The 16571-nt window shown below is 56.1% G+C and carries 21 protein-coding genes; 17 read left to right on the forward strand and 4 right to left on the reverse strand.

Going from position 1 to position 16571, the window contains the following annotated elements:
- Positions 1-822 (forward strand): MetQ/NlpA family ABC transporter substrate-binding protein, encoded by an 822-nt coding sequence (locus tag ACUTQW_RS15060; protein WP_020438694.1) that lies wholly within the window; start codon positions 1-3, stop codon positions 820-822.
- A gap of 45 nt (positions 823-867) precedes the next feature.
- Here ACUTQW_RS15060 and ACUTQW_RS15065 read toward each other — a convergent pair whose 3' ends face one another.
- Positions 868-1512: a TetR/AcrR family transcriptional regulator gene (locus tag ACUTQW_RS15065; protein WP_004942064.1), complete on the reverse strand. Its 645-nt coding sequence runs from the start codon at positions 1510-1512 to the stop codon at positions 868-870.
- 174 nt (positions 1513-1686) lie between these two features.
- Here ACUTQW_RS15065 and bhsA (ACUTQW_RS15070) point away from each other — a divergent pair, with 174 nt between their 5' ends.
- From bhsA (ACUTQW_RS15070) to ACUTQW_RS15105, 8 genes are all read left to right on the forward strand, one after another.
- Positions 1687-1944: a multiple stress resistance protein BhsA gene (bhsA, locus tag ACUTQW_RS15070; protein ID WP_004942062.1), complete on the forward strand. Its 258-nt coding sequence runs from the start codon at positions 1687-1689 to the stop codon at positions 1942-1944.
- A 203-nt stretch (positions 1945-2147) separates the two neighbouring features.
- Positions 2148-2405, forward strand: a complete 258-nt coding sequence (gene bhsA / locus ACUTQW_RS15075) for a multiple stress resistance protein BhsA (RefSeq protein WP_004942060.1) — start codon at positions 2148-2150, stop codon at positions 2403-2405.
- A gap of 115 nt (positions 2406-2520) precedes the next feature.
- A complete protein-coding gene (gene dapF / locus ACUTQW_RS15080; RefSeq protein WP_006324248.1) occupies positions 2521-3393 on the forward strand; it encodes a diaminopimelate epimerase in 873 nt (290 codons plus the stop codon).
- A 402-nt stretch (positions 3394-3795) separates the two neighbouring features.
- Positions 3796-4467: a CsgG/HfaB family protein gene (locus tag ACUTQW_RS15085; RefSeq protein WP_006324246.1), complete on the forward strand. Its 672-nt coding sequence runs from the start codon at positions 3796-3798 to the stop codon at positions 4465-4467.
- An 18-nt stretch (positions 4468-4485) separates the two neighbouring features.
- Positions 4486-4842, forward strand: a complete 357-nt coding sequence (locus tag ACUTQW_RS15090; protein WP_006324245.1) for a DUF4810 domain-containing protein — start codon at positions 4486-4488, stop codon at positions 4840-4842.
- Complete coding sequence (locus ACUTQW_RS15095) at positions 4839-5495, forward strand: DUF799 domain-containing protein (RefSeq protein ID WP_037432452.1); 657 nt, start codon at positions 4839-4841, stop codon at positions 5493-5495. Before ACUTQW_RS15090 ends, ACUTQW_RS15095 begins: the two co-directional genes overlap by 4 nt.
- Positions 5496-5631: 136 nt before the next feature.
- Positions 5632-7122, forward strand: coding sequence for an alpha-amylase (amyA, locus tag ACUTQW_RS15100; protein WP_006324243.1), 1491 nt, complete (start codon positions 5632-5634; stop codon positions 7120-7122).
- Positions 7123-7246: 124 nt separating this feature from the next.
- Entirely contained in the window at positions 7247-8095 is an 849-nt protein-coding gene (locus ACUTQW_RS15105; protein ID WP_004942055.1) for a PA4780 family RIO1-like protein kinase, read from the forward strand.
- Positions 8096-8123: 28 nt separating this feature from the next.
- On the opposite strand, the gene ACUTQW_RS15110 is transcribed toward ACUTQW_RS15105, so the two are convergent.
- On the reverse strand, positions 8124-8342 hold the full coding sequence (locus tag ACUTQW_RS15110) for a DUF7661 family protein (RefSeq protein ID WP_004942052.1): 219 nt from the start codon (positions 8340-8342) through the stop codon (positions 8124-8126).
- A 68-nt stretch (positions 8343-8410) separates the two neighbouring features.
- Between ACUTQW_RS15110 and ACUTQW_RS15115 the strand changes: the two genes are divergently transcribed.
- Complete coding sequence (locus tag ACUTQW_RS15115) at positions 8411-9226, forward strand: AraC family transcriptional regulator (protein WP_020438690.1); 816 nt, start codon at positions 8411-8413, stop codon at positions 9224-9226.
- Here ACUTQW_RS15115 and ACUTQW_RS15120 read toward each other — a convergent pair.
- Positions 9223-9816, reverse strand: a complete 594-nt coding sequence (locus ACUTQW_RS15120) for a LysE family translocator (protein WP_006324241.1) — start codon at positions 9814-9816, stop codon at positions 9223-9225. The genes ACUTQW_RS15115 and ACUTQW_RS15120 overlap by 4 nt on opposite strands.
- Before the next feature lie 84 nt (positions 9817-9900).
- Entirely contained in the window at positions 9901-10197 is a 297-nt protein-coding gene (gene lsrG, locus ACUTQW_RS15125) for a (4S)-4-hydroxy-5-phosphonooxypentane-2,3-dione isomerase (RefSeq protein ID WP_004942047.1), read from the reverse strand.
- 186 nt (positions 10198-10383) lie between these two features.
- On the opposite strand from lsrG, the gene lsrK reads away from it, so the two are divergent.
- The 7 genes from lsrK (at position 10384) to ACUTQW_RS15160 (ending at position 16480) form a co-directional block, all read left to right on the forward strand.
- Positions 10384-11949, forward strand: coding sequence for an autoinducer-2 kinase (gene lsrK, locus ACUTQW_RS15130; RefSeq protein ID WP_020438689.1), 1566 nt, complete (start codon positions 10384-10386; stop codon positions 11947-11949).
- A 234-nt stretch (positions 11950-12183) separates the two neighbouring features.
- The gene (locus ACUTQW_RS15135) at positions 12184-13368 is read left to right on the forward strand and encodes an MFS transporter (RefSeq protein ID WP_006324238.1); all 1185 of its coding nucleotides are present in this window, start codon (positions 12184-12186) and stop codon (positions 13366-13368) included.
- A gap of 60 nt (positions 13369-13428) precedes the next feature.
- A complete protein-coding gene (locus ACUTQW_RS15140) occupies positions 13429-14322 on the forward strand; it encodes a LysR family transcriptional regulator (RefSeq protein ID WP_006324237.1) in 894 nt (297 codons plus the stop codon).
- Positions 14323-14374: 52 nt separating this feature from the next.
- The gene (locus ACUTQW_RS15145) at positions 14375-14836 is read left to right on the forward strand and encodes a GNAT family N-acetyltransferase (RefSeq protein ID WP_064799421.1); all 462 of its coding nucleotides are present in this window, start codon (positions 14375-14377) and stop codon (positions 14834-14836) included.
- 58 nt (positions 14837-14894) lie between these two features.
- A complete protein-coding gene (yajD, locus tag ACUTQW_RS15150; protein WP_004942039.1) occupies positions 14895-15236 on the forward strand; it encodes an HNH nuclease YajD in 342 nt (113 codons plus the stop codon).
- Between the two features lie 315 nt (positions 15237-15551).
- A complete protein-coding gene (locus ACUTQW_RS15155) occupies positions 15552-16187 on the forward strand; it encodes a division plane positioning ATPase MipZ (RefSeq protein ID WP_004942035.1) in 636 nt (211 codons plus the stop codon).
- A complete protein-coding gene (locus ACUTQW_RS15160) occupies positions 16184-16480 on the forward strand; it encodes a hypothetical protein (RefSeq protein WP_004942032.1) in 297 nt (98 codons plus the stop codon). The genes ACUTQW_RS15155 and ACUTQW_RS15160 overlap by 4 nt, the downstream gene beginning before the upstream one ends.
- Positions 16481-16571: the final 91 nt, after the last annotated feature.

The following is a 16571-nucleotide window of genomic DNA, read 5'->3' on the forward strand; positions in this document are numbered from 1 at the left end:
ATGATGAAAAAGCAAATAATGATGCTGGCCTTCGCCTCTCTGACCGCGTTGGCGTCCTTTGGTGCGGCGGCGGAAACCAAGCTGGTGGTCGGCGCGTCCAACGTCCCCCATGCCGAGATCCTCGAGCAGGCCAAACCGATTCTGGCAAAGGAAGGCATCGATCTGGTGATCAAGCCTTTCCAGGATTACATTCTGCCGAACACGGCGCTGGCCAGCCACGATATTGACGCCAACTATTTCCAGCACGTGCCCTACCTGAATTCGGTATTGAAGGATCATGCCGGCGATAAGACCTATGACTTCGTCAGCGCCGGCGCCATCCATATCGAACCGATCGGTATTTATTCCAAGAAGTATAAAAGCCTGAAAGACCTGCCGGACAACGGCAAAATCATCATGCGTGACGCGGTGGCGGAAGAAGGCCGCATTCTGTCCATCTTTGAGAAAGAAGGCGTGATTAAGCTGAAGCCGGGCGTGAGCAAGGTGGATGCGCGCATCACCGACGTGGTGGAAAACCCGAAACACCTGAAATTCCTGGCTAACGTTGAAGGCGCGCTGCTGCCGCAGATGTACAACAATGACGAGGGCGACGCGGTAGTGATTAACGCCAACTACGCCATTGACGCCGGGTTGAACCCGACGAAGGATCCGATCGCTATCGAAAGCGGTGAAAATAACCCGTATGCCAACATCATCACCGTGCATAAGGCCGACGTGAACAAGCCGGAGATTGTGGCGCTGGTAAAAGTGCTGCACTCCAAGGCAATTCAGGACTTTATCCGCGAAAAATACAAAGGCGCGGTGATCCCGGTTAACCAGTAATTCAGATCAAGGCCGCAGCGATGCGGCCTTATCCTGACGCCTTCCCTAGACCTTATTCCCCACCTGGCTGAGACGCGGCCAAACCAGCATCAGCGCATCAAGCAGACGGAACAAATCCTCGCGGCTTGCTCCTTCACGCGCCTGCACCGACATGCCTTCAATGGTGCAAATAATGTACTTCGCCAGTAACCCGGTGTCGGTTTTTGCCAGCAACTCGCCCTGCTGCACTTTACGGTCGAAGCAGGCCTTCAGGCTGGTTTCCTGCGAATGGTGTTTTTTACGCAGCATCATGGCGACTTCGTCAGAAGAAGATGACAGCGCGGCGGACGCACACACCATAAAGCAACCGGACGGCGTGTCCGGATCGGTAAACACCTGCGCTGAAGAGCGGACGTAAGCTTCTACGATTTCCGCAATCGGCAGGTCCTGCTCCAACAGTTGGTTGGTGCAGGTGGTGTATTTTTGCAGGTAACGTTCCACCGCAGCGCGGAACAGCCCTTCCTTGTTGCCGAACTCGGCATACAGCGTTGGCGCCTTGGCACCGGTCACCTCAACCAGATCGGCCAGCGATGTTGACTCATAACCGTGCCGCCAGAACAGATCGAGTGCGCTTTCCAACGCACGGTCGCGATCAAACTGCTTCGGTCTGCCACGCGTTTTTTTGGCGCAGACTTCTTCATTGATACTCATAGACCCTCTCTTATCCCGCCCCGCAGCAGGGCTTCACAATTAAATTAACGATCATTATAAAAAAATATTGCGCTCCCGTCGAGAAGGGATTAACATTTAGTTATCGATCGTTAAGTAATCTTGACGACAGACATTGAAAACCCAATTCATGCTTCTCGGATAGGAACTAATATTATGAAAAACTTAAAAATTACTCTTGCCGCTCTCGCTCTGGCTTCTGCTTCCTTCGGGAGCTTCGCTGCCGATCTGGTTAACAGCCAACCGACAGATCAGCAAAAATCCGGTGTGATCACCGTCAGCGGCGCTTCCGATATTACCTCACTGGAAGCCAGTTTGGCGGAAAAAGCGGATGCAGCCGGTGCGAAATCATTCCGTATCATTGGCGCCGGTGGCGATAACCAATTGCACGGCACCGCAGTAATCTATCAATAACAATAAGTTAATCGTTATTCGCAGGGCCGCTGGCCGCCGTTTCCTCTCTCGCGGACGACGATGAAAAAACAAATTAATTAATGAACGTTAAAAAATACTTGCAATACGCCGAACAGGCGTCTAACATTAAATTATCGATCGTTAATTAATTTAACGACCTTACTAAACAAATATCGTACAGAATAGAGATAGGAAATAAGACCATGAAAAACCTGAAAATGACCCTCGCCGCTATCGCACTGGCTTCTGTTTCTTTCGGTAGCTTCGCCGCCGAACTGGTTAATACTCAACCGGCAGACCTGCAAAAAACCGGCGTGATCACCGTCAGCGGCGCTTCCGACCTGACCAGCCTGGAAAACAAACTGGCTGCCAAAGCGGATGAAGCCGGCGCAAAATCCTTCCAGATCATCTCAACCGCCGGCGACAACAAGCTGCACGGTACTGCGATCATCTACAATTAATTGCTGAATCAGCAGTTGAGCAAAGAGGCGGCTTATGCCGCCTTTTGTTTTTATTCCCCCGCCAAAAATCTGTTGTAAGCTGTGGTTTCCCCTTACCGCTAACCTGACAAATGCCATGACTCCTCTGCTTTTTCATAAATATCACGGGCTGGGTAATGATTACCTGGTGTGCCACCATTCGGTCGCTGCGCGGCTGAGCAACGAGCAAATCCGCATACTGTGTCATCCCCATTACGGCATAGGTTCAGACGGCTTGCTGATCGACAGCGGTGACAATATCAATCCCACGCTGCGCATCATTAACCCCGACGGTTCGGAGGCCGAGAAAAGCGGTAACGGCCTGCGCATTTATGCCCGTTACCTGTTTGATATCGGCCGCGTCGGCCACCTGCCGTTTCTGGTACACACCGCCGGTGGCGACGTGCAGTGCCAGGTCGATGAAGATAAACACCGGGTCCGCGTGGATATGGGACGTGCCAATTTCAATCCGGCAGCGCTGCCGGCGCTTATCGACTTACCCGAGGCGCTCAACTATCCGCTGGCGCTGGCGGAGGAAACGCTCAGCGTATCGCTGGTATCGATGGGTAACCCGCACTGCGTGGTGCCGGTGACTCGGCTTGATCTGGCGCAGGTCCACCGGTTGGGGCCACAGATAGAAAATCACCCGCTGTTTCCCAAACGAACCAACGTGCAACTGGTGGAAGTGATAGATCGCCAGACGCTGCGCATCGGCATTTGGGAACGTGGCGCCGGTTTTACCCTGGCCTCCGGCAGCAGCAGCTGCGCGGCCGCCAGCGTCATGCGCAAGTTGAATCGGGTCGATGACAACGTCAGCGTTCAGATGCCGGGCGGCCAGTTGCAGATTAGCTTCAGCGGGGATTTTCACGTCCGCATGCGCGGACCGGTGCATAAAATCGCCAGCCTGACGCTGGACGAAGACTGCTTTATTGGCGGTGAAGAAGCCCTGCGTCAGGGTGGAAAACACTGATATTCAAATATGATGGCAAAATGAGTTAATCGGACAATGTGCGCAGCCGGCATCTACGCATCAAATGCCGCCGCGCACAGAGTTAAAACCTTATTAATAAAAAATCATAAAAATAAAAAACCAACAATTTAAAATCATACAAATAATCATTCGGCATAAAAGCACCTCAAAAAATCCGAAAAACGCAAAATGATCTATATCCACGATCAATCCTTTGTATTTAAATGATTTACTCTCCATCAAATACGCCACATTACGACGCTAACAGGTTGTGTTTTGCCGCTTATCCATGGCAGGATTACGCCGTTCAAGGGCTGCAGCCTGTTTTCGCGCCTTTTTGAACGGTTGGCGCAGGGTGCATCAACCTGCCGCCGTTTTATGATCATGGAGAGATTATTTTCAATGAAAACGACCTTCACTCTTTGTTCCGCAGCGCTTGCCGCCAGTTTGCTGGCAGGATGTGCAACGGAGTCCTCCCGTTCTTTGGAAGTGCCAAAAGTGGCTTCCTACAACACCACCTATCAAGGCCAGCGCAGCCCCATCGCCGTCGGCAAATTTGATAACCGCTCCAGCTACATGAACGGCATTTTCTCTGACGGTGTCGATCGCTTGGGCAACCAGTCCAAAACCATCCTGATCACCCATCTGCAGCAAACTGGCCGCTTCAACGTGCTGGACCGCGTCAATATGGATGAGCTGAAAACCGAAGCCGGCATTAAGGGCAAAGCGCAAACGCTCAAAGGCGCCAACTACGTGATTACCGGTGATGTGACTGAATTTGGCCGCAAGGAAGTCGGCGATCACCAACTGTGGGGTATTCTGGGTCGAGGTAAGTCGCAGGTGGCTTACGCCAAGGTGAACCTGAATGTGGTTAACGTCCAAACCTCGGAAGTGGTGTATTCCAGCCAGGGCGCAGGCGAATACGAGTTGTCCAACCGTGAAATCATCGGCTTTGGCGGCACCGCCAGCTACGATTCTACCCTGAACGGCAAAGTGTTGGATCTCGCGGTACGCGAGGCGGTAAACAATCTGGTTGCCGGGATCGAAAGTGGCGCATGGCGCCCTGCTAACTAACGGAATAGAAGCAGCATTATGATAACTAAAAAAATGGGCGGGGTGCTGTTCGCGGCCACCCTGCTGGCCGGCTGTGCCGCGCCAAAAACGATCTACAATTGGGATGGGTATCAAACTTCTCTTTATCAATATTATCAGCAAGATGGGGAAAGCCCTGAGCAGCAGATCGCCACGCTGAAAACCCTCATCGAAAAATCCCGCGCCAAGGATAAAGCCGTACCGCCGGGCCTGCATGCGCAACTCGGTCTGCTCTACAGCAAAACCGGCAATACCGGCCAGGCATTGGCTGAGTTCAACACGGAAAAATCGCTGTTCCCTGAGTCAGCGCCGTTTATGAATTTCTTGCTGAGCAAAGATAAGGGGAGTTTTAAATGAAGCGTGCATTAGGCTTATTCAGCGTGATTGCCACGCTGCTGCTAACCGGCTGCGCCAAACAGGCGCCTTACGATTACGCCGCATTCCATGAAAGCAAACCCAAATCGATCCTGGTGCTGCCGCCGGTTAACCATTCGCCGGATGTCAAAGCCGGCCATAGCGTGCTTTCCACCACCACGCTGCCTTTGGCCGAAGCAGGCTACTATGTGTTCCCGGTCGCGGTGGTTGAAGAAACCTTCCAGCAAAATGGCCTGACTAACGCCAACGATATCCGCGCGGTCAGTATCCAAAAACTGCATAGCATTTTTGGCGCCGACGCGGTGCTTTATCTTGATGTCACGCAATATGGAACCAGCTATATGGTGCTCAACAGCGAGACGCGCGTGACCGTCAATGCGAAACTGGTTGATCTGCGCAGCGGCAAGCAACTGTGGGTCGGCGTCGCCAGCGCATCCAGCAATGAAAACAACAACTCCAACGGCGGTTTGCTGGGTATGGTCATTAGCGCTGCCGTGGCGCAAATCGTCGATACCATCAGCGACAAAGGCTTCGATATCGGCGCCATCGCCAATACCCGCCTGCTGTCGGCCACCGGCAGCAACGGCGCCATTCTCTATGGCCCACGCTCACCGCATTACGCCGCCCAACGTTAACCCGCACTCCAGGCGGCCGCTCGCGGCTGCCTGCATTGAATTTTCCCTTTTGCCAAAAATAGCCCATGCTAAAAGAGGATATGGCGGGAACAAGGCCAATCCCTCACCTCTTTCTGGCTAACCGGGATGCTGGTTCATGACGAAAAAAACCACGCTGCTGCAATTTTTTCATTGGTATTACCCCGATGGGGGTAAGCTATGGCAGGAAGCCGCGGAACGCGCACCGCACATTGCCGGACTGGGCATCACCGATCTGTGGCTGCCTCCCGCCTATAAGGGCGCTTCCGGCGGTTATTCAGTGGGTTACGACAGTTATGATCTGTTCGATCTGGGCGAGTTCGATCAAAAAGGCAGCCGCGCCACCAAATACGGCGATAAAGAGGCACTGACCCATGCCGCCGCCACGCTGCGCGACAACGGCGTGCGGGTGATTTACGACGTGGTGTTCAACCATAAGCTCGGCGCCGACGAGAAAGAACAGGTCCACGTGTACCGAGCGGACGTCAACAACCGCAACAATATCAACGATCAGGGCTTCGACGCGCTGGCTTATACGCGTTTTACTTTCCCCGGCCGCCAGGGTACCCACTCCCAATTTATTTGGGATTATAAATGTTTTGGCGGGGTCGATTACATTGAACAGCCGGATGAAAAAGGCGTGTTCAAAATCGACAATGACTACGGCGACGACGGCTGGAACGATCAGGTCGGCGGCGAGAAAGGCAATTACGATTATCTGATGGGCGCCGACGTGGAGTTTCGCAACACGGCGGTGGCGGAAGAGCTGAAGTTCTGGGCGCGCTGGCTGATGGAAACCCTGCCGTGCGACGGATTCCGGCTGGATGCCGCCAAACACATTCCGGCCTGGTTCTTTAAGGAATGGGCGGACCATGTGCGCGACGCCGCACAGCGCGACCTGTTTATCGTCGCGGAATACTGGTCACACGATCTGGCGGCGTTACGGCAGTATATTGACCTGGTGGACGGCAAAGTGATGCTGTTCGACGTGGCGTTGCACCTGAAGTTTCATCAGGCCTCGAAGCAGGGCGACGGATTCGACATGGCGCAGATTTTTACCGACACCCTGACCGCCGCCGATCCGGCACACTCGGTCACGCTGGTCGCCAACCACGACACTCAGCCGCTGCAGTCGCTGGAAGCCCCGGTCGAGCCTTGGTTTAAACCGCTGGCCTACGCCCTGATCCTGCTGCGCGAACAGGGTGTGCCCTGCGTGTTTTATCCTGACCTGTACGGTGCCAGTTATAAAGACAAAGGCGGCGACGGCAATGAATACCAGATTGATATGCCGGTGATCCCCGAGCTGGAAAAATTGATCCAGGCGCGTCAACGCTTTGCCAACGGCGTGCAAACCGATTATTTTAACGATAGAAACTGTGTGGCCTTCAGCCGCAGCGGCACCGCTGATACCCCCGGCTGCGTAGTGGTGCTCACCAATGGCGCCGAAAACGGCAAAGCGGTTTCTCTGGGCGCGGAATTGGCGCATAAAACCTGGCGCGACCTGCTCGGAAACCGTCAGGATGAAGTCACCACCGACGATCAGGGGAACGCCACTTTCCCGGTAAACGGTGGCAGCGTCAGCGTCTGGGTGCTGGCCGAAAACCTGTAGCAAAACCGCCGTCGCGGCGATGAGTCACCCCGGCGGCAAAACTAATTTTTGCCTTTCAGGTCTAAATTGCGGTATCACCTAAGCAAACCATTCACACAGGAGCCTAAATAGGGTACAAGGCTGCATGAAAATTCCAAAACGACTCCAGCCATTGGTAGATGATGGTTTAATCGACGACGTCATCCGCCGTTTAAAGAGTGGCAAAGAAGCCGACGTCTTTATCGTGCGTTGCGGCGAAGAGATCCGCTGCGCCAAAGTCTACAAAGAAGCAGACAAACGTAACTTCAAGCAGGCCGTCAATTATCAGGAAGGCCGTAAAGTGCGTAACAGCCGCGATGCCCGCGCCATGAGCAAAGGTTCCAAATTCGGCCGCCAGCAACAGGAAGAAGCCTGGCAGAATACCGAGGTCGATGCGCTGTACCTGCTCGCCAAAGCGGGCGTGCGCGTGCCTCAGCCGGATATTTGCCTGGATGGCGTGCTGTTGATGGAGCTGATTACCGACGAAGAAGGCCTGGTTGCGCCGCGCCTGAGCGATGTGAGCCTGACGCAGGAACAAGCGTTGGCCGATCACGCGGTGATGATGAACTACGCGGTGCGTATGCTGTGCGCCGGGCTGGTGCATGGCGATCTGTCGGAGTTCAACGTGCTGATGGACAAAAATGGGCCGGTGATTATCGATCTGCCGCAGGTGGTGGACGCCGCCGCCAATAATCACGCAAAAAGCATGTTCGAGCGCGATATCAACAATATGTCGAATTTTTACGGTCAATACGCGCCGGAACTGCTCAACAGTAAATATGCCAAAGAGATCTGGGCGCTGTATCAGGAAGGCAATCTGACGCCGGAAAGCGTGCTGACCGGGAAGTTCGTGGAAAGCAGCAAGCGCGCCGATGTCGGTTCAGTACTGGAAGAAATCCAGGCAGCCAGCGAAGAACACCAGCGCCAGCTGATGGCCCGCAACGAAGAAGATTAATCTGCGCCCCGGTCATTCTGCCGGGGCCTTATTCTATTTTGAAAACGTCGGGGTACCTTTCGGTCGCCGCTTCATGATAAATATCCCCCAGATAGCCGGCAATATCGGCCTCGGTCAACGCCTCCGGCAGCACGATATCGTAACTGCGCACATATTTGCGCTCCGGCAGCGTCACGCGGAACAGTAGCCACTCTTCCCCCACCCTTTTAACGCCCATCAGGCGGCCGAACACATTAAAAATCATCATCCGCATTCCCTCCTTCACGCGTTTTACGCTATAACAAGCTAGCCTCCTCGCACCCAAAAGGAAAAACAATGACCGCTAATGCACCGCAGTTCTGGCGCGACCCGCAGTTGCCCTTTGTGGAGGCCCGCGCCATCGCGGATGGTCGCAAGGTCTGTTATGCCTTGCACAGCCATGAAATCTTTTCCATCGGCACCATCACCGACGGCACCAGCATTTATATTAACGGTAGCAGGCAGTGGCAGGTCAGCGCCGGCGACGTGGTGATAATCAACCCGCAGCAGGCCCACGCCTGCAACCCGATCGACGGCCAGCGTTGGTCATACATCATGTTTTATATCGATACCGCCTGGCTGGGCGAATTGCAACGGGAGATAGCCGGCGGCGACGGCGATTTTATCCCATTCAAAGAAGTGCTCAGCCGCGATCCGCAGCTGTTCAGCGGTCTGAACCGGCTGTATGGACTCTTCACTGACCCGCAATGCGGCAATCTGGAAAAACACATTGCCCTGGTGGAGTATTTTACCGATCTGCAAATCCGGTTGGGCGAAGCGCAACCCTCCGCCATTGTCGCCCACCCCAGACTGGAAGCCGCGGCCGCCTTTATCAGCCAACATTGCACCCAACCGCTGACGCTGGAGGCGATCTGCCAGGCGGCGGCGCTGTCGCCCTCCTACCTGATCCGCGCCTTCAAGCAGCATTACGGCATGACGCCGCACGCCTATCTGGTGAATCGCCGTATCCAGTTCGGCCACAGGTTGCTAAAACGCGGCTACCCTATCGCCGCAGTCGCCAGCGAAAGTGGCTTTGCCGATCAAGCGCACTTCCAGCGCACGTTCAAACAGTTGCTGGCCGCTACCCCCGGCCAGTATCAAAACCCGCGTTAAGCACCGTCGACCAACAGATAACAGGCGCTGGCCGCCAACAGCAGCGCCATCAGCCGATTAAAACGCTGCACGTTGCGGGCTCGCTGCAACAAACCGGTCAACATCGCGCCGGCGTAGGCCCAACAGGCCACCGAGGCGTAACAGATAACGCCATAAATCACCGCGAACTGCCACAGCAGCAGCCGGTCACCGTCGGCGACAAACGCCCCCAGGCTGGCCACCGACGCCAGCCAGGCTTTGGGATTCAACCACTGCATTAGCGCGCCGTACCAGAATGACGGCGCCTGACGTTGCTGGTCGTTGCCCAGCCGCCCGTCATCAAAGGCCAGTTGATAAGCCATAAACAGCAAGAATGCGACGCCCCCCCACTGGATGATCTTCGTCAGCACCGGCCACAGGGTCAGCAGTTGGTGCAATCCCAGACCAATCAGGATCAGCAGCAGGGTAAACCCCAGCGTGGCGCCAAGCACATGGCGCAAGGTCGCGTTAAAACCGAATTGCGCCCCGGCGCTCAGGGCAAGGATATTGACCGGGCCGGGGGTGATGGAAGCGGCCAACGCAAAAGCGGCCATGGAAAGATAAATATTCATTGCAAGCACCTGAGAAAAAGTTCACAGATGCCAGATTGCCGCCCAGGGGCGGCAAAGTATTGAACAAAATTACCCTGATGCCGCTCACTGAGCCGGCATCAGGCCGATAAAGGTGGTTTTCTTGCGCGGGCCGGTCATCAGCGCCTCCAGTTTCTCCACGCATTGCAGATAGTGCGGGGTCTTTTTATGGGCGGCAACCGCCTGCTCATCCTTATAGGCTTCATAGATATAAAACCGCGTCGGGATGTTTTCATCCTGCAGCACGTCAAAGCGCAGGTTACCCGGCTCTTCGATCGCCCCCAGATGGTTGGCGCGGAAAACTTCAATAAACTCGTCGATTTTGTCCTGCTTAACGTTAATTTCGACCAAAGTGACGTGCATGGCGGCTCCTTGTTTAACCTTGAAATCACTGTTCTTTCAAACCATAGGTTTATTCCCTCTGATTTACCCTGCGCGGCGGCAATTTTGCAGTACAGCTCACAAATCCCACCGCCCCCACGCGTTGCTCACGCGAAGGCGCGAACCCGGCATCTATAGTTAAGATCCCAACCCCAGAGAGTGTGAACTATGGATAACTATTTGATGGCGCTGGATGCAGGCACCGGCAGCGTTCGCGCGGTAATCTTCGATCTGGCGGGCAATCAGATCGCGCAGGGCCAGGCTGAGTGGCGGCATCTGGCGGTGTCTGGGGTGCCCGGCTCAATGGAGTTCGATTTAACCCACAACTGGCAATTGACCTGCCAGTGCATCCGGCAGGCGTTGCAAAACGCAGGCCTGACTGGCCAGGCTATCCGCTCTGTAGCCTGCTGCTCAATGCGCGAAGGCATAGTGCTGTACGATCGCAACGGCGTACCGATTTGGGCCTGCGCCAATGTGGATGCGCGTGCCAGCCATGAAGTCAGCGAGCTCAAAGAGCTGCATAACAATAATTTCGAAAGCGAAGTGTACCAATATTCCGGCCAAACGCTGGCGTTGAGCGCCATGCCGCGCCTGCTGTGGCTGGCCCACCACCGGCCGGACATCTATCGGCAGGCGGCGACGCTGACCATGATCAGCGACTGGCTGGCGAATATGCTGAGCGGCGAACTGGCGGTGGATCCTTCCAATGCAGGCACCACCGGCATGCTGGATTTGGTCAGCCGCGACTGGCGACCGGCGCTGCTCGATATGGCCGGGCTACGCGCCGATATTCTGTCGCCGGTGAAAGAGACCGGCAGCCTGCTGGGGCAGGTTACCGCAGCGGCGGCAGAGCAAAGCGGCCTGCTGCGTGGCACGCCGGTGGTGATGGGCGGCGGCGACGTTCAACTGGGCAGCCTGGGGCTGGGGGTGGTGCATGCCGGGCAAACGGCGGTATTGGGCGGTACCTTCTGGCAGCAAATCGTCAACCTGCCGGAACCGGCCACCGATCCGGACATGAACATCCGCATTAACCCGCACGTGATCCCCGGCATGGCACAGGCGGAATCCATCAGCTTCTTCACTGGGTTGACCATGCGCTGGTTCCGCGACGCCTTCTGCGCCGAGGAAAAACTGATGGCGGAACGGCTGGGCGTAGATGCTTACAGCCTGTTGGAAGAAATGGCGGCGCGGGTGCCGCCGGGTGCCTACGGGGTGATGCCGATATTTTCCGACGCCATGCACTTCAAAACCTGGTATCACGCCGCGCCGTCGTTTATCAATATGTCGCTCGACCCGGAACGCTGCAATAAGCAAACCCTGTTCCGCGCGCTGGAAGAGAACGCCGCCATTGTCTCCGCCTGCAATCTGGAGCAGATCGCCAGCTTCTCGGGCGTGCAGGCGCACTCGCTGGTGTTCGCCGGCGGCGGTTCTAAGGGCAAATTGTGGAGCCAGATCCTGAGCGATGTCACCGGCCTGACCGTTCGCGTGCCGGTGGTGAAAGAAGCCACCGCGCTGGGCTGCGCGATTGCCGCCGGCGTCGGCGCCGGGTTGTATGAGTCGCTGGCGGCCACCGGTGAAAAACTGGTGCGCTGGGAGCGTGAATATCAGCCGGATAGCGCCAATCATGAACTCTATCGACAGCAAAAACACACCTGGCAGCAGATCTACGCCGATCAGCTCACGCTGGTGGATCACGGCCTGACCACCTCAATGTGGAAAGCGCCGGGGTTGTGATGCCCCTGGGCGCAGTCTGCTGCGCCCGCCGCATATGCTTATGCTCATTGAGCCTTTAACCTGCCGTTCTGCCGCAACCCGCCGTTTTGCTTGCCCTACATGATTATTCCCCCTCAGAAACAGTGTAACTACGGTAAACGGATTTATCCGCCGCCAATGCCTGCGTAAATTGTGATCTCTGTCACTCCGCACCTTACCGTGCGGTGTACGCACTCACCTGAGACGAGCGGTACTATGCTGAATAATAAAGATAAACCTGCATCATCACCCTGGCTGGCGATCTTCTCGCTGACGGTCGCCTGCTTTGTGATGGTCACTACCGAGTTTCTGCCGATCGGCCTGTTGACCAATATCGCGCCGTCGCTGGACGTCAGCACCGGCAAGGCGGGCCTGATGGTTACCGTGCCCGGCATCGTGGCGGCGATAGCCGCGCCCGCGCTGAGCCTGGCAGCCGGCCGGCTCGATCGTCGTCTGCTGATGCTGGCGTTGAGTCTGTTGCTGGTGGTGTCCAATCTGGTTTCGGCGCTGGCGGTTAACTTCCCGATGATGCTGCTCGGTCGCGTGCTGCTGGGAGTCTGCGTCGGCGGTTTCTGGGCCTTCGCCGCCAACTACGGCCGCCATCTGGTGCCGGAAGCCAGCCAGGGCCGCGCCACCGCGCTGATCCTGAGCGGTATTTCGGTCGGTGCGGTATGTGGCGTGCCCGCGGGCGCGCTGATTGGCGACCTGTTCGGCTGGCGCGCCGCTTTCTTTGGCAGCGCGGTGCTGGCGGTGGGTGTGCTGTTGGCGCAGCTGCGCTTGCTGACGTCGGTGCCGCCCACCCGGCCGGTCACACCGCGCGATCTGCTGCTGCCGCTGCGTTTGCCGATGGCGCGTACCGGGTTGATTGCCATCGTTTTGCTGTTTATCGGCCATTTTGCCGCCTACACCTACCTGAAACCGCTGCTGCAACAGGTGTTTGTCCTTAGTCCGTCGGCGATTTCATTGCAACTTCTGGCCTACGGCGCCATCGGCCTGCTCGGCACCTTCCTCGGCGAACGCCTGGCGGAGCGCAGCCTGCGCGCCACCTTTATCCTGATCGCCGTCATGCTGGCCGCCATCCTGATCGTTTCGCCATTCCTTAGCGGCATTGCCGGCGCCACGCTGATGGTGATGGTTTGGGGGTTGGCGTTCGGCGCCGTGCCGGTTTGCGCCACCAACTGGATGTTTGCCGCAGTGCCACAGGCGCCGGAGGCCGGCCAGGCGTTGCTGGTCTGCGTGATCCAGATTGCGCTGGCCTCCGGCGCGCTGCTGGGCGGGGAAGTGGTCGACTGGCAGGGCGTCAGCAGCGCCATGCTGTTCGGCGGCGCCCTCACCCTTTCCGCCGCGCTGGTGTTCGGCTTGACCTTGCGTTCCGGCATGATTGGCGCTAAACAGTCATAATCATTGTCTATCCACAGAAACACCCCGGTCCTCCGACCGGGGTTTTGCACTGAGAGCGTTATGGATCATCATTTACTCGCCATCCGGGTGTTTAACCGCGTGGTGGAAACCGGCGGATTCACCCGAGCGGCAGACTCGCTGCGGATGCCCAAGGCCACCGTCACCAAGCTGATCCAGAACCTGGAAGATCACCTGCAGACCAAGCTGTTCCAGCGCACCACCCGCAGCGTGTCTGTTACCCCTGAGGGTGAGTGTTACTACCAGCGCACGGTTAAGTGGCTGGCGGAACTGGAGCAGATGGAAGGCTGCATGACCGAATCCCAGAGCGCGCCGCAGGGCGTGCTGCGCATTGATGCCGGTGGCTCGACCGCACGCCAACTGCTGGTGCCGGCGCTGCCGGACTTTATCGAGCGTTATCCGCAGATTCAGATTGATTTGGGCGTCGGCGACCGCTTGATCGATCTGATCAACGACAGCGCAGACTGCGTGATCCGCAGCGGCCCGCTGGCCGATTCCAGCCTGATTGCTCGCCGCCTGTTCGAGCTGGAATGGGTGACCTGCGCCACGCCAGCCTATCTGGCGCGTTACGGCACGCCGAAACACCCCTGCGATCTGGAGCTGGGTTACCCGTTGGCGCACTATCGCCATGCGCTGAACGATCGCATCCAGCCGCTGCACTTCGTTGATCGGGGCAAAGAGATCGACATCCAGCACCGCTATCACGTCAGCGTCAACGAAAGCAACGCGCTGCTGGCGGCGGCTCTGGCCGGCCTGGGCATCATCCAGACCTTCCGCTTTATGGCGCAACCGCATCTGGACAACGGCGAACTGGTCAGCCTGCTGCACGACTGGCAACCGCCATCGGAGCAAATGTACGTGGTGTATCCCTCTAACCGCCATCTTAGCGCCAAGCTGCGGGTGTTCATCGACTGGGCGGTGGAGGCCTTTAAATAGCCGACAACTGCGGCTATAGTTGTGCATTCTCTGGGCAATAAGAACTTGAATCATGCGTATCGAACGACTTTCCGCACACCGCCAGCACATTGGCGAACTGGCTACCCTGCTGCATCAGGAGTGGCGTGATTTCTCGCCGTGGAGCAGCCACGAGAAAATCAGCCAACGCTTTGAACAACGCTGTGAACCGCAGCATTCCGGCATGACGTTGCTGGCGCTGTCACCGCAACAACACATCCTCGGCACGGCCAGCCTGGTCATTTACGATCTGGCGGATAAGCCGGAGCGCAAATTCTGGCTGGGCGAAGTTTTCACCCATCCGCAACATCGCGGTCTGGGCATCGCACGCCGCCTGATCGACCAGTGCATTACCCACTGCAAACAGAAAAACATCACCGAACTGTATCTCTACACGCCGGACCAACAGCCGCTGTATCAAAAGCTGGGCTGGCAGCCGGTGGAGCAACGCCAGGTTTCAGGCGAAGAAGTGACGGTGATGTGTCGCACGCTGTAACCCGGCGCTTTGTGATAGTATTGAGCGTAATATCGTTATCATTCTACAGGCACTGACCATGGCATATATTCCCAAAAACTACGCAAGGCTGGAGACCGGCTACCGCGAAAAAGCGCTGAAAATTTTCCCGTGGGTCTGTGGGCGCTGCTCACGCGAATTCGTTTACTCCAACCTGCGCGAGTTGACGGTTCACCATATCGATCACGACCACAGCAACAACCCGGAAGATGGCAGCAACTGGGAAATGTTGTGCCTGTACTGCCACGACCACGAACACTCCAAGTACACCGAAGCAGACCAATATGGCTCAACGGTGATCGCCGGTGAAGACGCGCAAAAAGACGTCGGCGTAGCGACCCATAATCCGTTCGCCAACCTGAAATCGATGTTGAAAAAGTAATGCCGCCGCTGCGGATGCGCACTGTCGCATCCGCAAAAAAGCCATTAAGCTAGCAACTTATTAAGCTAATAAAAAAAACGAAAAACCGTCCCTTTCTCCATTTCCCAGAGCATTCCTACTTACCCACTTGATAAGTTACCAGCAAAATAAGCTGCAAAGTTAACAGCATACTGGCTTGGCAAGCGGCCACCGTTGGTGCATATTGTCCACAAGTTGTTCTTGTTAACCTGTTTAATTATCAACCTAATAAGCGCACTAACTTAATAAGCAACTAGCTTAATAAGTTAGCAGCTTGATAACTTGAGAGATGGCAGCATGATTGTTTTGATTGGCTCGCAAAAAGGTGGCGTAGGAAAATCGACCAAGGCGGTCAATATCGCCGGATATCTGATCCTCAAACAGGGGAAAACCGCCATCATCGTCGATGCTGACGATCAGAAATCAATCATGACCTGGTATAACGATCGCCAGAATGTGGAGGGCCTGCCGCATATCCCGGTGGTCGCCGCCTCGGGTAAAATCAAAGAGACCCTGCTGGAATTGGATCGTCATTACGATTACGTGATTGTCGATACCGCCGGCCGCGACAGCGCCGAACTGCGCTCCGGCCTGCTGGCGGCCGATCTGTTCCTCTCTCCGCTGCGCCCGTCGCAAATGGATCTCGACACTATAGGTTATCTGTCGGAAATGTTTTCTACCGCGCAGGAATATAACGAGAAGGTGAAAGGCTACATCGTGCTGAACATGTGCCCGACCAATATCTTTATTAACGAAGCCAACGAAGCGGCGCAGGTGCTGAGCGAATACCCGGAATTTACGCTGGTCAGCAACCGCCTGTGCGATCGCAAGATTTATCGCGATGCCTGGGGTGAGGCGATCACCGTGCACGAGGCGCACAACGCCAAGGCGCAGGCGGAAATCGAAAACCTGGTGAAAGAGGTGATCCTGTGAAAAAGCGCACCCCTACCCACCGCATGTCGGAAGACGAGTTTATCAATAGCGCCACCTCCCACACCCTGATTGCCCCCGTTGCCGAAGCCAAACCCCAGGGCCGTAAACGCACCTACAAGGCGATTTCGGTCAGTCTGACCGACAACCACGTCGACGCCATCGATGAAATCATTGTGCAGGCGGCACGTAATGGCGTGGTACGCATTACCCGTTCCGACATCATCAAGCTGGCCATTGACGGGCTGGCCGAAAAGAGCGAAGAACATCTCCTGCAGTTGCTGAAAAAGCTGTAATTAACCTCATAGCCTGCCAGCTTAATAAGTTGGCAGGCTAACAATGGGCGTTACAACCCATTACCGGCAACCGCGCACTGATGCAAGCTCC

The organism is Serratia sp. TSA_7 (assembly GCF_052692135.1).